General features: G+C 66.3%; 11 protein-coding genes and 1 riboswitch. Of the genes, 6 read left to right on the top strand and 5 right to left on the bottom strand.

Annotated elements, in window-relative coordinates; genetic code table 11:
- Window positions 1–48 precede the first annotated feature (48 nt).
- Window positions 49–768: a Crp/Fnr family transcriptional regulator gene (locus CT3_RS13260; RefSeq protein ID WP_066533379.1), complete on the top strand. Its 720-nt coding sequence runs from the start codon at window positions 49–51 to the stop codon at window positions 766–768.
- 425 nt (window positions 769–1,193) lie between these two features.
- Here CT3_RS13260 and CT3_RS13255 read toward each other — a convergent pair whose 3' ends face one another.
- Genes CT3_RS13255 through CT3_RS13245 form a run of 3 tightly spaced genes read right to left on the bottom strand, consistent with a single transcriptional unit; the run spans window position 1,194 to window position 3,554 of the window.
- Entirely contained in the window at window positions 1,194–2,171 is a 978-nt protein-coding gene (locus tag CT3_RS13255; protein ID WP_066533255.1) for a zinc-binding dehydrogenase, read from the bottom strand.
- 15 nt (window positions 2,172–2,186) lie between these two features.
- Window positions 2,187–2,864, bottom strand: a complete 678-nt coding sequence (locus CT3_RS13250) for a type 1 glutamine amidotransferase domain-containing protein (protein WP_066533254.1) — start codon at window positions 2,862–2,864, stop codon at window positions 2,187–2,189.
- A gap of 18 nt (window positions 2,865–2,882) precedes the next feature.
- Entirely contained in the window at window positions 2,883–3,554 is a 672-nt protein-coding gene (locus CT3_RS13245; protein WP_083520241.1) for a TetR/AcrR family transcriptional regulator, read from the bottom strand.
- Window positions 3,555–3,829: 275 nt separating this feature from the next.
- Between CT3_RS13245 and CT3_RS13240 the strand changes: the two genes are divergently transcribed.
- On the top strand, window positions 3,830–6,271 hold the full coding sequence (locus tag CT3_RS13240; RefSeq protein ID WP_066533248.1) for a membrane-bound PQQ-dependent dehydrogenase, glucose/quinate/shikimate family: 2,442 nt from the start codon (window positions 3,830–3,832) through the stop codon (window positions 6,269–6,271).
- A gap of 201 nt (window positions 6,272–6,472) precedes the next feature.
- On the opposite strand, the gene CT3_RS13235 is transcribed toward CT3_RS13240, so the two are convergent.
- Together CT3_RS13235 and CT3_RS13230 are read right to left on the bottom strand one after the other, a co-directional pair.
- Complete coding sequence (locus CT3_RS13235) at window positions 6,473–6,979, bottom strand: arsenate reductase ArsC (protein WP_066533245.1); 507 nt, start codon at window positions 6,977–6,979, stop codon at window positions 6,473–6,475.
- A 174-nt stretch (window positions 6,980–7,153) separates the two neighbouring features.
- Window positions 7,154–8,038 carry a LysR family transcriptional regulator gene (locus tag CT3_RS13230; protein ID WP_066533243.1) on the bottom strand — a complete coding sequence of 295 codons (885 nt, stop codon included), beginning with the start codon at window positions 8,036–8,038 and terminating at the stop codon, window positions 7,154–7,156.
- Between the two features lie 135 nt (window positions 8,039–8,173).
- Between CT3_RS13230 and CT3_RS13225 the strand changes: the two genes are divergently transcribed.
- The 4 genes from CT3_RS13225 to CT3_RS13210 all read left to right on the top strand — a co-directional run bounded on the left by CT3_RS13225 (window position 8,174) and on the right by CT3_RS13210 (window position 14,717).
- The gene (locus CT3_RS13225; RefSeq protein WP_066533242.1) at window positions 8,174–9,298 is read left to right on the top strand and encodes a mandelate racemase/muconate lactonizing enzyme family protein; all 1,125 of its coding nucleotides are present in this window, start codon (window positions 8,174–8,176) and stop codon (window positions 9,296–9,298) included.
- A gap of 36 nt (window positions 9,299–9,334) precedes the next feature.
- On the top strand, window positions 9,335–10,309 hold the full coding sequence (locus CT3_RS13220) for a Bug family tripartite tricarboxylate transporter substrate binding protein (protein ID WP_066533238.1): 975 nt from the start codon (window positions 9,335–9,337) through the stop codon (window positions 10,307–10,309).
- A gap of 380 nt (window positions 10,310–10,689) precedes the next feature.
- The gene (gene zigA / locus CT3_RS13215; protein WP_486815980.1) at window positions 10,690–11,880 is read left to right on the top strand and encodes a zinc metallochaperone GTPase ZigA; all 1,191 of its coding nucleotides are present in this window, start codon (window positions 10,690–10,692) and stop codon (window positions 11,878–11,880) included.
- Window positions 11,881–12,054: 174 nt separating this feature from the next.
- Window positions 12,055–12,309: riboswitch (cobalamin riboswitch) on the top strand.
- Window positions 12,310–12,512: 203 nt separating this feature from the next.
- Window positions 12,513–14,717, top strand: coding sequence for a TonB-dependent receptor (locus CT3_RS13210; protein ID WP_227657897.1), 2,205 nt, complete (start codon window positions 12,513–12,515; stop codon window positions 14,715–14,717).
- The last annotated feature ends 5 nt before the right edge of the window (window positions 14,718–14,722 follow it).

The raw sequence follows: 14,722 nt of genomic DNA, 5'->3' as shown, positions 1-14,722 counted from the left end.
AGCAGAATGCTTTCCGCAACGCAGACGGGTTGCCATGGAGAAGTCATCATGGAACAGTTCTCCCCATACCAGCACAACCACCTTCTTGCCGCCTTACCGGACCCGGAGTTGAGGCGCTGGCAGTGCGAATTGGAGCCGGTTGACCTGGCCCTTGGCCAAGTGCTGTATGAATCGGGCATCCGCATGAGCCATGTTTATTTTCCTATTGACGCCATCGTGTCATTGCTGTACGTGCTGGAAGATGGCGGCTCTGCGGAAATTGCTGTCGTGGGCAACGACGGCGTGGTGGGGATTGCCATCTTTATGGGGGGGGAGTCCACCACCAGCAGAGCAGTCGTCCAAAGCGCTGGCAAGGGGCTGCGCATGCGCGCGCACGTCATCAAGGAGGAATTTGGCCGCTCGGGGCCTGTGCTGCATCTCATGCTGCGCTACATTCAGGCCTTGATCACCCAGATGGCTCAGACTGCGGTGTGCAACCGCCACCATTCCCTGGATCAGCAATTGTGCCGCTGGCTTTTGCTCAGCCTAGACCGGCTGAACGGGAGTGAGCTGCTCATGACGCAAGAATTGATCGCCAACATGCTAGGTGTCAGGCGTGAAGGCGTCACTGAAGGGGCACTGAAGCTCCAGCGCGCGGGCCTCATCCGTTACGCGCGTGGACATATCTCCGTGTTGAATCGACAGGGCCTTGAGCAACGGGTGTGCGAGTGCTACCAGGTTGTCAGAGATGAGTACAACCGCCTATTGCCTCGAATCTCGGCGATCTAGGGCTCTTAGCCACGTGTTGAACTCGGCTTTGCAGCAACTGAATCGACCAGAGTTTTGTAGATAGTTCGTGATATCGACATGGGCAGCAGAAACATCTGCTTGGCGGACGGCAGCAATGGCGCGGCACACGCCTGTAGCGGCTGTCTTTCGTTTGAATACGCGGTGAACCACGCAAGCGAGTGAACGGTCTTCAAGGTGAAGCTGCCCATCGAGGCTGACGGCGCTCAACGGCTGGTGTTGCTGATTGCTGCCGTTCAGGCGCAGTGCCCATGAATGACTTAGATCAGCCTGAAGCCGTCGCTTGTGGCAATGCCTCGGAGGACTGCTCCTGGCCGAACCGCGACGCTCGCAGACCCCCCCATGGCGGCCACCCAGCCTCACTCTGAAGCTGGGTGGCCCCACCTCCTGGGGCGCCATGGCGTGCTTCAGGGTTTGAGCAAAATCTTGCCCTTGCGGCCCGGTCGCAGGCTGGCGGCAGCGGCCTGGGCGGCGTCTCCCAGATCGTAGATGCCCTCGATCGGGAGCTTCAGCTCGCCGCTCAGCGTGCGCTGCAAAAGCTCGCCCAGCAGGCGCCGCTTGTCTTGCGCCGCCATGGCTTGGCTGACCTTGCTGCCCCAGAAGCCTTTGACCGTCGCCTGCTTGAAAATCAAGGCGCCGGAGCTGATCTGCATGGGCTCTCCGGCCATGGTGCCAAACGACACCAGGGTGCCGCCTTCGCCCAGCAGCTCCAGCAGTGCTGCACTGGCCTTGCCCCCGATGGAGTCGACCGCCGCCACCGCCAGCGCAGGGCCGAGCAGGGCGCTGGCGCGCTGCTTCCAATCGGCCTGGGCCGTGGACAGCACATGGGCCACGCCCAGGTCCGAGAGTTCCTGAACGCCTTCATCGCGGCGGACCAGGTTCAGCACCTGAACGCCGCGTGCGCCGGCCAGCATGGCCAGCGTCTTGCCGACGGCACCGTTGGCGGTGTTCTGCACGATCCATTGCCCGGGGCTGACGTGCAGGAACTCCAGCAGCATCAGGGCGCTCAGGGGCATGGCGATCAGCTGGGCCGCCACCTCATCCGGGATGGCCGGGGGCATGGGCACCAGCTGGCTGGCGGGGGCAAGAAAATACTCCGCCCATGTGCCATGGACCCCGGCCACCGCAACCCGCTGCCCGACGGTGACGCCTTCGACGCCTTCGCCGAGGGCATCCACCACCCCGACGGCCTCGCTGCCGCCAATGGCGGGCAGCACCGGCTTGTAGCCATAGCTGCCGCGAATCGTCCAGAGGTCATGGTTGTGGATGGGGGCCAGCAAGGTCTTGATGCGGACTTCGCCGGAGGCAGGCTGGGGGACCGGCTGATCGCTAGCCTCCAGCACAAGAGAGGGTTCGCCGAAGGTGGTGTGAATGGCGCTGCGCATGGTGAATGTCCTTATTCAAGCAAGCAGGGAGAGCAGTGCCTTGGCCACCGCCTCGCTGCTGGCGGGGTTCTGGCCTGTCACCAGGCGGCCGTCGGTGACCACATGCTCGTGCCAGTCCGGGCCTTTTTCAAAGCGGCCGCCCAGGCGGGTGAACTCGTCCTCAATGAGGAAGGGCACGACGGCGCTCAGGCCGACAGCGGCTTCCTCGCTGTTGGTGAAGCCGGTGACGCGCCGTCCGCTGACCAGGGGCTGGCCGTTTGCCGCATGCACATGGATCAGTGCACCGGGCGCATGGCAGACCAGGCCCAGCGGCTTGCCCGCGCGCTCAAACGCTTCCAGCAAGGCAATGGATGCGGCATCGTTGGCCAGGTCCCACAGGGGGCCGTGGCCGCCGGGGTAGAAGACGGCATCGAAATCCTGGGCGTTGACCTGGGCCAGCGGCGTGGTGGCTGCCAGCGCGGCCTGCGCCTGTGGGTCACGGCGAAAGCGCTCGGTGGCCGGGGTCTGCGCATCTGGCGCGTCGCTCTTGGGGTCCAGCGGGGGCTGCCCGCCAGCGAGGGAGGCCAGCGTGATCTCTGCGCCGGCGTCCTGGAAGACGTAGTAGGGCGCGGCAAACTCTTCCAGCCAGAAACCGGTCTTGTGGGCGGTGTCGCCAAGACGGTCGTGCGATGTCAGTACAAACAGAACTTTCATGGGTGGCTCCTTGGGTGTTCAGGGGTGGGGGATGGAGGAGGGAGACTGGGCGGCCCGCGTGTGGGCGGCCTGCGCGTGGGTGGCCCGTGCGGCGTCGCAGGTCAGCAAAAGCACGGTGGTCTCGCGCGCCTGCACCAAAGAGGTCTTGTCCTGGCTCAGCTTGGCCAGCAGCGCGGCGCCCAGCCACATCTGGTAGAGCACGCGGGCCAGTGCCTGCGATGGCGCGCCGGCCGGCAAGGAGGCGTCTGCGCGGGCCGCATCAATCAATGCCGCAATCCGTGCCAGCAGGCGCTGGACCCCGGTGTCCAGCACGCGGCGCATGTCTTCCGACAGGTCGGCCACTTCGGCGGCAAGCTTGACCACCAGGCATTCCTCGGCCCAGCCGCATGCGGCATCGTGGGGCGCGGCAATCCAGGCATCCCAGTAGCGCATCAGCCGTTCGCAGCCGTTGCCCTCGGCGGCCAACAGGCCTTCCAGCTTGCGGCCATAGCCGTCGACATACTGCTGCAGCAGCTCGCAGCCAAAGGCTTCCTTCGACGGAAAGTAGTGATAGAACGACCCCTTGGGGACGTTGCAGGACTTCAGGATCTCCTGCAGGCCGAGCGCCGCAAACCCTTTGTGCAGCACCAGTTGGTACCCGGTGTCCAGGATGTGCTGGCGTGTCGCTTCGGCTTTCTTGCTCAGTGTCATGGCCTGCATTGTATGAAAAATAGACCGGTCGTCTATTGCCTTCAAAAGCAATGCCGGCAGGGTCTTTGGTGCGTGGCGGGCAGCGGCTACGCGTTTCTGCGTATCGAATTCACCTTGTCAATAGATGATTTTCCGGGGGCGCAATAATCCGCCTCGGATCTTGACGCAGATCAAGACCGATACCTCATAGCTTGTGCGAGTGGCCGACTGCCCAGGCCCGCCCACTGTCCCACCCACGGCGGTGCGGCGCCTTGCACACCCAATCGCATGTAAAAATGAAAAAACAACAAACGCCACCCTCCTTGGCTGCCAAGGTGTGGTTGCTCGTTCTGGGTCTGGGCCTTCTGGCGGCAGGCCTGTTCTTCGCCTTCTACGGCTACCAGCTGGTGGCCTTGAAGGGCAGCTGGTACTTCCTGCTCAGCGGTGTGGCCCTGGTGGCTTCCGGCGTGCAGCTGGTGCGCCAGCGCCCCAGCGGTGCGCTGATCTATGGCGCCACCCTGGTGGCCACCGTGGTCTGGGCGCTGGCGGATGCCGGCCTGGACTTCTGGCCCCTGGTCTCGCGCGTGCTGCTGCTGGCCGGCCTGGGCATCCTGGTGGCCCTGACCTTCCCCGTGCTGCGCCGCGCCCATGCCCTGCCATCGCTGCGCGGTGCATCGTTCGCCGTGGCGGGTGTGCTGGCGCTGGGCTGTCTGGCCACCGTGGGCGGCATGTTCCTGCCCCACGCCTCCGTGTCCGCCAAGGCCGATGCCACCGTGCTGCAGCCCGTGGCCCCCGGCCAGGCGCCTGCCGACTGGGCATACTACGGCAGCACCCCCGGTGCCACACGTTTTGCGGCGCTGGATCAGATCACGCGCAGCAATGTCAAGGACCTGCAGCTGGCCTGGACCTACCAGACCGGCGATGTGCCCGTCAGCCCCGGCGGCGGCGGTGCCGAAGACCAGCTGACGCCCCTGCAGATCGGCAACCAGGTCTTTGTCTGCACGCCCCACAACAATGTGATTGCCCTGGACGCGACCACCGGCAAGGAGCTGTGGAAGACAGAGATCAACGCCAAGCAGAAGAAATGGATGCGTTGCCGCGGTCTGGCGTACTTTGACGCCACCCAGCCCCAGGTGCAGCCCAGCGTGGCCGGCGCCACCCCCGTCAAGGCCGTGTCCGTGCCGGCCGGTGCTGCCTGCCAGCGCCGTGTGCTGATGAACAGCGTGGCCCCCGAACTGATCGCCCTGGACGCCGACACCGGCGCCTTCTGCGAAGACTTCGGCACCCACGGCCGCGTGGACCTGCGCGCCGGCATGGGCAAGGGCGCCGACAAGGGCCAGTACTACCCCACCTCCGCTCCCACGCTGGCCGGCACGACCATCGTGATCGGCGGCCGTGTGGCCGACAACGTCAGCACCGACATGCCTGGCGGCGTGGTGCGCGGTTTCGACGTGGTCACCGGCGCGCTGCGCTGGGCCTTCGACCCCGGCAACCCCGAGCAGCAGAGCGCTCCGGCCGAAGGCAAGACCTACGCTCGTTCCACGCCCAACGTCTGGGCCCCCATGTCCTATGACCCCCAGTCCAACACCGTGTTCATGCCCGTGGGCAGCGCGGCCGTGGACCTGTGGGGCGTGAAGCACACTGCCCTGGACCGCAAGTACGGCGCCTCCATGCTGGCTGTGGACGCCAGCACCGGCAAGGAAAAGTGGGTCTACCAGACCGTGCACGACGACCTGTGGGACTTTGACGTGCCCATGCAGCCGTCCTTTGTGGACTTTCCTGGCGAAGGCGGCAAGACCACCCCCGCCATGGTGTTCGGCACCAAGGCCGGCCAGCTCTTCGTGCTGGACCGCGCCACCGGCAAGCCCCTGACCAAGGTCGAGGAACGTGCCGTGCCCGCCGGCAACATCGAAGGCGAAACCTACTCGCCCACCCAGCCCTTCTCCGTCGGCATGCCCAGCATCGGCGCTGCCGACATGAAGGAATCGGACATGTGGGGTGCCACGCCGTTCGACCAGCTGCTGTGCCGCGTGAAGTTCAAGTCCAAGCGCTACACCGGACTGTTCACGCCCCCGGGCACCGATGCCTCGCTGAACCTGCCCGGTTCGCTGGGCGGCATGAACTGGGGCGGCGTGTCGGTCGATCCCACGAACAACTACCTGTTCATCAACGACATGCGCGTGGGCCTGGAAGTGCAGCTGATCAAGGCCGACCCGGCCGACGCCGGCGCCAAGGCCGACGGCAACGAAGCCGCTGCCATCACCAAGCCCGTGCCGCTGGACGGCACACCTTACGCGATCAACGCCAAGGTGCGCTTCATGTCGCCGCTGGAGATCCCTTGCCAGAAGCCGCCCTTCGGCACGCTGACTGCTGTGGACCTCAAGACCCAGCAGATCGTCTGGCAAGTGCCCGTCGGTACCGTCAAGGACACCGGCCCCTTTGGCATCAAGATGGGCCTGCCCATCCCCATCGGCATGCCCACCATCGGTGGCACCCTGGCCACGCAAGGCGGTCTGGTGTTCATCGCCGCCACCCAGGACTACTACCTGCGCGCCTATGAAACCGGCACCGGCAAGGAAGTGTGGAAGGCCCGCCTGCCCGTGGGCAGCCAGGGCACGCCCATCAGCTACCAGTCGCCTGTGACCGGCCAGCAGTTTGTGCTGGTCTCGGCCGGCGGCGCCCGCAACTCGCCGGACCGTGGCGACTACGTGATCGCCTACGCGCTGCCCCGCAAGTAAGGCAAGGCGCTAGTCGCCTGTGTGGAGCGCCGCAGCCCTTGCGGGCGCTCCCATCCCACCCCGGCCCGTGCCGGGTTTTTTTATGGGCGATCCGGGGTGGTGTTCCGGCTGGGGTGTTGTGCCCCGGTGTCCGTGTTGGGTGTCTGCGTCAGGGAGGGCGGCACCAGGCATGGAGCGCCCGGCGGGCGCAGACGGGCCGTCTCAGTGGTGGGACAGGTCCCGGGCCGTGCCCTGCAGGCGGGCCTTTTCCAGCTTGTCGGTGGGCAGGTTGACCAGCAGCTCCAGGCGCCGGTGCAGCATGTGCAGGGTCTGGCGGAAGGCTTCCAGCTTGCCTTCGTCCGGGGCATCGCCTGCGGCCGGGTCCGGGTAGCCCCAATGGGCCGTGGCGGGGTGGCCCGGCCATACCGGGCAGACTTCCTCGGCCGCGTCGTCGCACACCGTGATGATCAGGTCCATGTGCGGTGCACCAGGCGCGGCAAACTCGTGCCAGCTCTTGCTGCGCAGCCCGTCGACCGGCACGCCGGCCCGTCGCAGCACCTGCAGGCCCAGCGGGTGCGGCAGCTCGCCAGGGCGCGGGCTGCTGCCGGCCGAATAGGCGTGAAAGCGCCCCTGGCCGATGTCGTTGAGCAAGGCCTCGGCCAGGATGCTGCGCCCCGCGTTGTGAGTGCACAGGAACAGAACATTCAGGGGGGCGGTGGTGTCGGTCATGGATCTTCGGGATGGGGCAGGAATGAACAGGCGTGCGTAGGCACAGTGCATGCCGGCGCCCGCCGCACCATCTGACACGGCAATGTTTGCAGCTTGATGACAGGGGCCTGCACCATGTCATCGGGTGGCGCCCAAGGCCCAGGGCGCAAGGCGCAAATGCCCCGGCGCTGACGCTCAGTCCGGCCTGCCGGACTGCAGCGGGCCGACCAGGTCAAACAGGGCGGCGGCCAGGGGCGAGCGGATGGAAGAGCGCTGCCACACCATGCCCACTTCGCGCGAGGGGCAGGGGGCCGGCAGCGGCCAGCGGCGGATGCGGGGATCGGCAGGGCCGATGACCGGCCAGTCCGGCAGGATGGACACGCCAAACCCTTCCGCCACCAGCTGGGCGATGTGCTCAATCCCATCCAGCTCAAACCGCACCTTGGGCTTGATGTGGTGGCCGCGCAGGTACTCGTCGGCCATGCGGCCGGCCACCACCTTGCGGTCGTACTGGATGAAGGGCTCGCGCGCAGCGGTGAGCAGCGGGTCCTGCACCTTCATGTCCTGGGGCGTCAGCAGCACCAGCGCCTCGCTGCGCAGCAGCCGCCACTCGCAGGTCTTGGGCATGGCGAACGTGGGGTGCACCAGCATGGCCGCATCCAGATTTCCGGCGAGCACCTGGTCCAGCAGCAGCGACGAGGTTCCGGGTTCGATATAGACCTGGATGGAAGGGTGGGCACGCATCCAGCGGCGCAGCAGCGGCGGAACCAGCCCCATCAGCGCCGTGGGCGTGGCACCCAGGCGCAGCGGGCCTGCCGGCAGTTCGGTGGCCGAGGCCACGGACCGCAGGTTTTCCACGGATTTCAGCACCTCCCGGGCCTGGTCCACGATGCGCGCACCCACCACGGTGGGGCGCACGGTGCGGCCCACCCGCGTCAGCAGTGCGCTGCCGACGTCCGCCTCCAGCGCACGCATCTGCTGCGCCACGGTGGTAGGGGGCAGGTCCAGCCGGCGCGAGGCATCGGCCATCGAGCCGCAGTCCACGACGGCAATGAAGCTCTGGAGAAAACGCGAATCCATAACAACGCATTTTGCGTGATCTGAACCACCAAACACCATCTTTTTTGTGGAGCCCATGCGGCGCACAGTGCGGCCATTCCTTTTGGTCATTCCTTCAGGCCATCCCTTTTTTCGTACCTCACCTCAGGAGCCCGCATGCCCACCATCCAATCCATCGAAGTCTGCGTCGCGCGCGTGCCGCTGGACAAAGTCACCTACCTGTCGAACCGCACCGTGGTGGACCGCCACTACGGCCTGGTCAAGATCCGCAGCACCGACGGGGTCGAAGGCATCGGCTTCTGCTACGTCGGCAACGCGGCAGGCGAGCTGTTTCGCGTGGCGGTCGAGCAGCTGCTGGCCCCCGTGCTGCTGGGCCGCGACTCGCTGGCCGTCGAAGGCCTGTGGAAGAAGATGTACCAGGAAGCCCTGCTGCAAGGCCGCATGGGCACGGTGATGCGCGCGCTCAGCGCCCTGGACATCGCCCTGTGGGACCTCAACGCGCGCACCGCCCAGCTGCCGCTTCACAAATACCTCGGCGCGGTGGAGCTGGACACCGTGGCCGCCTACGCCAGCGGCGGCTACTACGTGGAAGGCAAGACGGCGGAGCACCTGGGCGAGGAAATGGCCAGCTATGTCGAGCTGGGCTTCCAGGCCGTCAAGATGAAGACCGGTCGCTGGTCGCCCCAGGGCGAAGAGTCGCGCGTGAAGGCCGCCCGCGAAGCCATTGGCCCCGACGTGGAGCTGATGCTGGATTGCAACAACGGCTGGGTCGATACCGTGCAGGCCATGCAGTACCTGCGCCGCATGGAGCAGTACGACCCCTACTTCATCGAAGAGCCGTTCAGCCCCGACGACGTGGAAAGCCACGCCCGCCTGGCCAAGCTTACCCGCATCCCCGTGGCCACGGCGGAAATCGGCTATGGCCGCTGGTACCACAAGCACCTGCTGGACATGGGGGCCGCCTCCATCTTGCAGACGGATGCGGCGGTGTGCGGCGGCATCACCGAATGGAAGCGCATTGCCGCCATGGCCGCCGGCTACGGCATCCAGATGTGCCCGCACTGGTTCCACGACGTGCACGCACCGCTGGTGGCCGCCACGCCGAACGCGCGCTACGTCGAATTCTTCTGGGATGACCAGGTCCTGAACTTCCGCCGCCTGCTGGACCGCCAGCTGTCGCAGGAAAAGGGCCGTGTCGTTCTGCACCAGACGCCCGGCCTCGGCTTCAACTTCGACGAGGCGCAGGTTGCGAAGTTCGGCCGCTGGAGCAAGGTGGCGTAAGACCCCTCGGCCCATATAAAAAAAAGGAGACACACCATGCAACGCAGACAATTTCTGTCCACGGTTGCCGCCGCCGGCGCACTCTGTGCCCAGCCCGGCTTCGCCCAAGGCAAGCCCCCGGCGGGGCCGGTCAAGATTCTGGTCGGCTTCTCGGCCGGTGGCGGCACCGACATCCTGGCGCGCATCATCGCCAACAAGCTCAACACGCTGTGGGGCATCCCCGTCATCGTGGAAAACAAGCCCGGCGCGGCCGGCCTGATTGCGGCGGCCGAAGTCGCCAAGGCCCCGGCCGACGGGAACACCCTGATGATGGGCCACATCAATGCCCTGGGCATTGCCCCTGCGCTGAACCCCAAGCTCGGCTTCTCCCCCGAGCGGGACTTTGCGGCGATTGCGCTGGTGGGGCAGACCCCGCAAGTGCTGGTGGCCAGCCCCAAATCGTCCACCTCCATGCAGGGGCTGCTGGCGGCCTTGAAGAAGAAGTCCGGCGAAGTCAGCTTCGGCTCTTCCGGAACGGGGTCGGCCCAGCACCTGGCGCTGGCACTGTTCGAGCAGACGGCCGGGGTGTCGGCCCTGCACATCCCCTACAAGGGCGCATCGAATGTGATGACGGACTTGCTGGGCGGGCAGATCGACTATGCGTTCGAAGGCATGACCACGGCGTCACCTTTCATCAAGGGCGGCAAGGTGCGTGCGCTGGCGCAGACCGGCACCAAACGCGTGAAAGCCTTCCCGGATGTACCCACGGTGGCCGAGCAGGGCTACCCCGGCTTCAATGCCAGCATCTGGTTCGGCCTGGTCGGCCCGGCCAGGATGCCTGCGGAAGTGGTGGCACGCATCAATGCCGACGTCAACCGCATCCTGGCCATGGCGGATGTGGTGAGCAAGCTGGAAGAGTTCGGGGCCGAGGACGGCGGCGGAACGCCGCAGCGCTTTGAGGCCTTTATGCGGGATGAGCGTGCCAAGTGGGCCAACCTCATCCAGTCGCGCGGGATCCGGGTAGACGCCTGAACCCAGGGCAGGGCGGTCGCCGCCCAGGCCTTTACGGTTTGGGGGAGCGGCGGCCCGATGCCGATCGCCCCGCATGTGCGGAGCCCCGTGCGGGATGCAGAGGGCAGATTGCAGACAGCGGTCGCTTGCACCGCTACACCACAGCAGCCCGTGAAACGACTGATACCAAACGCCCCCGCTGTGCACGCGCAGCGGGGGCTTTGCTATGTGCCGGGTCGTGCACTGCGCAGCCAAGCGCCTTCGCAGGCATAGGGGCCCGGAGGGCGCTGTCCAGCAAGGGGCTGGGCAACAGCAGGGTGGGGTGACGCGTCCGCGGCCGTTTCCTGTCTCCATATTTGATAATGAGTTATCATTATCAAATCTTGTTCATGGTACCGGCGATGGCAAAGCTTCTCCCCGTCACCGTCCTGTCTGGCTTTCTGGGCGCAGGCAAGACGACGCTTCTCAACCACATCCTCCACAACCGCGAGGGCCTGCGCGTGGCGGTCATCGTCAACGACATGTCCGAGGTCAACATCGACGCGGCGCTGGTGCGCGAAGGCGGCAGCGACCTGTCCCGGACCGAGGAAAAACTGGTCGAAATGAGCAACGGCTGCATCTGCTGCACCCTGCGCGAAGACCTGCTGGTGGAGGTGCGCCGCCTGGCCCGGGAAAAGCGCTTTGACTACCTGGTGATCGAATCCACGGGTATCTCCGAGCCGCTGCCGGTGGCCGAGACCTTTACCTTCACCGACGAAGCGGGCGCCAGCCTGTCGGATATTGCGATGCTGGACACCATGGTCACCGTGGTGGACGGCTTCAACTTCCTCAAGGACTACGAATCCCGGGACAGCCTGCAGGGGCGCGGGGAGTCAATGGGGGAAGGCGACGAGCGCAAGGTGGTGGACCTGCTGGTGGAACAGGTCGAGTTCTGCGATGTGCTGGTGCTCAACAAGACCGACCTCATCACCGGCGCAGAGCGCCAGCGGCTGATGGCCATCCTGAAGACCCTGAACCCGCGTGCACGCATCGTGGAATCCAGTTTCGGCAAGGTGCCGCTGGCGTCGGTGCTGTCCACCAAGCTGTTCAACTTCGACGAGGCGGCCAAGGCCCCGGGCTGGCTGAAAGAGCTGCGCGGCGAACACACGCCGGAAACCCAGGAATACGGCATCGGCAGCTTTGTCTACCGCGCGCGCCGGCCGTTTCATCCCAGGCGCTTTCACGCCCTGGTGGGGTCCGAATGGCCCGGGGTCATACGCTCCAAAGGTTTTTTCTGGCTGGCCAGCCGCCCCCTCTATGCGGGCAACTGGTCGCAGGCCGGGGCCGTGTGCCGCCATGGCCGGGCAGGGCGCTGGTGGGCCGCCGTGCCCCGGGAACAGTGGCCGCGCGAGCCCGAGGCGCTGGCCACCATCACCCAGCACTGGGACGAGCACGTGGGCGATGCCCGCCAGGAACTGGTGCTGATCGGCATCGGCATGGACGAGGCGGCGCTGCGCCAGCGGCTGGATGCCTGCCTGCTGACCGACCACGAAATGGCCCTGGCCCCCAAGGCCTGGACTGGCTTTCATGACCCGTTTCCGGCCTGGGACTGACGCTGTGCATGCCCGGCTGCAGCCTTGGTTCAGCATTTGTACTGCCTTTTTGCAGCCTTTGTGCAGCGCTGCGCTCCTTCGGCCGCAAGGGCATGCATTCCGGATGTGTCCGGCGTGTTGTGTCCGTTGCGCACATGTGTCCTGAACGATAATTCCTCGCTGCATTGAGATACATTTCAATGCTTGTTACGAGGTGCTGCATTGGCCTGACGGCCACTGGAGTTAAACGGGAAGCAGGTGCGCTCCATGGAGTGCAATGCCTGCGCTGCCCCCGCAACGGTAAGCGAATCACCCTCTGCACCCAGGTAAGACCTGAAGCCACTGCGCACTGCGTGGGAAGGCGTGGAGTGGGCCGAAAGTTCCAGGACGGATGTCCCGGAGTGTCGGCATTTCGCGAGCCCGGATACCGGCCTTGTCACTTTTGTTGGACGCCGCGGGTGAGCGCGCAGTCCAGGTTGGATGGGTTCGTGCGCCGAGCTGTCCCCCCTGCGCATGCCTGCCTGCGGATGTTTTCTTGAATCGGCCTTGCGGGAGAGCAGGGCCATCTGGAGCCGCGCATGCGCACCCCTTCCCGTGTTTCCCCGCGCCCCCTCTGCGGGCCTGTCGCTTTTCCCCTTTCCGCCCTGAAGCCCGTGACCGCCGGCGCCGCCCTGTGCTGCGCGCTGTGGGGCGCCCACGCCCAGGGTGTGGCCGACAACGCCGCGGCGTCTGCTGCTTCTGCCGCCACAGCCACCGCATCGACATCGGCCCCGGCTGCGGCCCTGGGCGATGTCTTCGTCACCGCCACGGCCCGGCCCGAGGACCGCGCCCGCATTGCCGCCACCACCCAGGTCATTGACCGCCAGGACATCGAACGCTCGTCGGCCCGCTCGGTCACCGACCTGCTGGCCGAACATGCGGTGGGCTTTCTCAGCGAATGGACCGCGGCCCAGACATCGCTGAACCTGCGTGGCGCCGCCACCGACGGCCAGGGGCGCGACTTCAAGGGCCAGGTGCTGGTGCTGCTCAACGGCCGCCGCGCCGGCACGGCCAATCTGTCCAAGCTCAGCCTGACGGATGTGGACCGCATCGAAATCGTGCGCGGCCCCGCCTCGGTGGTGTACGGCAGCCAGAACATGGGCGGGGTGATCAACATCATCCTGCGCACCGGCGCCAGCGGCCCGCTGAACCGCGTCACGGTGACCGGCAGCTCCTGGGGCGGCTGGAGCACTCAGGCCCAGACCGCAGGCGCCAGCGGCATGCTGGACTGGTATGTGGGCCTGAACACCAGCGCCCGCGATGACTACAAGTCCGGCGACGGCGGCACCGTCATGCAGAACACCGGCTGGAAGCGCCGTGGCGCGGTGGCCGCCCTGGGGCTGCAGATCGACAGCCTGAACCGGGTGGAGCTGCAGGCCCGCACTGACGGCATCTACAACGCGGGCTTCCGGGGATCCGGGTCCAACATCTACAGCAAGGACAACCGCGACAACCGCTCGCTGGACCTGACCTACACCGGCGCACTGGCCGACCAGTCGGTCAGCTGGCTGGCGCAGGTCTACCACTTCGTGGACGAGGACGAATTCAACTGGGCGTCCCCCGTCATCAAGAGCGGCACCAACCCGGTGCCGGGCACGGCGCGCGACTACAACGACCGCAAGCTGGATGCCACCGGCATCCGTCTGCAGCCGCGCTTTCGCCTGTCTGCCGCCAACGACCTGCTGGTGGGCGTGGACTGGGAACGCAGCCATCTGCGCTCGGACCGCTTCCGCGTGGCCATGCCCGGCGGCCCGTCGGGCCAGGTGGCCCCGTACGACAACAACCAGACGGAAGAGACCAAGGCGCTGTACCTGGAAGACGCCCACACCCTGCTGGACAACCGCCTGACCTTGCGCGGCGGCCTGCGCAAGACCTGGGGCGAGACCCGGTTCGACCCCACGCCCAACCTGGCGTTTGCCCAGTCCAATGTGCGCAAGTACGACACGCACACCTGGTCCCTGGGTTCGACCTGGAAGGCCACCGACGACTGGAACCTGCGCGCAGGCATCGCCACCGGCTTCCGGGCGCCGACCGCCACCGAACTGGCCGCCGACTTCACCGCCGTGGGCGGCGGGCGCACCTTCGGCAACCCCAATCTGAAGCCCGAGACCAGCCGCCAGATCGAAGTGGGCACCACCTTCACGCAGCCGGGCTGGAAGGTGGATGCAGCGCTGTTCCAGAACGTCATCTCCAACCGCATCACCACCGTGTCCCGGGGCCCCAGCACCAACACCTCGGACTATGCCAACAATGCCGCAGAAGTCGTGGCGCGCGGCCTGGAGCTGACCACCAAGGTCGACCTCAAGCAGGTGCTGGCCCTGGGCCTGCCGGGCCAGTCGCTCAGCGCCTTTGCAGGCGGCTACTACCACTTCGACATGCGCGACAAGGGCGCGGCAGCCACCGCCAACACCGACCGCGTGCAGCGCATGTACCGCTTCCAGGCCTCTGCCGGCATGCGCTACGCCCAGGGCATGGACCGCAATGCAGGTGACTGGAGCATGCAGCTCACGGCGCTGCTGCGCGGACCGATGTGGTACGACACCGAAGAGAACCTGCTGGTGCCGCAGGGCGAACCCAGCAGCACCTACATCCACCGCAAAGGGGCCTTCACGGTGTGGAACCTGCGCGGCGACTACCGGGTGAACCGCAGCGTGAAGCTGTTTGCGGCGGTGAACAATGTCTTCAACCTGAACCGCAGCCCCATCTTCATTGCGCAGGACCGCTCGCCCTGCCTGGCGGATGCGCGCTTCCAGAACGGCGGCTGCGGCACCTCCATGCCCGGGCGCGAGCTGATGGTCGGCCTGCAGGCCGACTTCTGAGGCCA

The organism is Comamonas terrigena NBRC 13299 (assembly GCF_006740045.1).
Classification (GTDB): domain Bacteria; phylum Pseudomonadota; class Gammaproteobacteria; order Burkholderiales; family Burkholderiaceae_C; genus Comamonas; species Comamonas terrigena.
The sequence above is the reverse complement of the archived record's forward strand: the minus strand, read 5'-3'. Positions and strand labels throughout refer to the sequence as shown.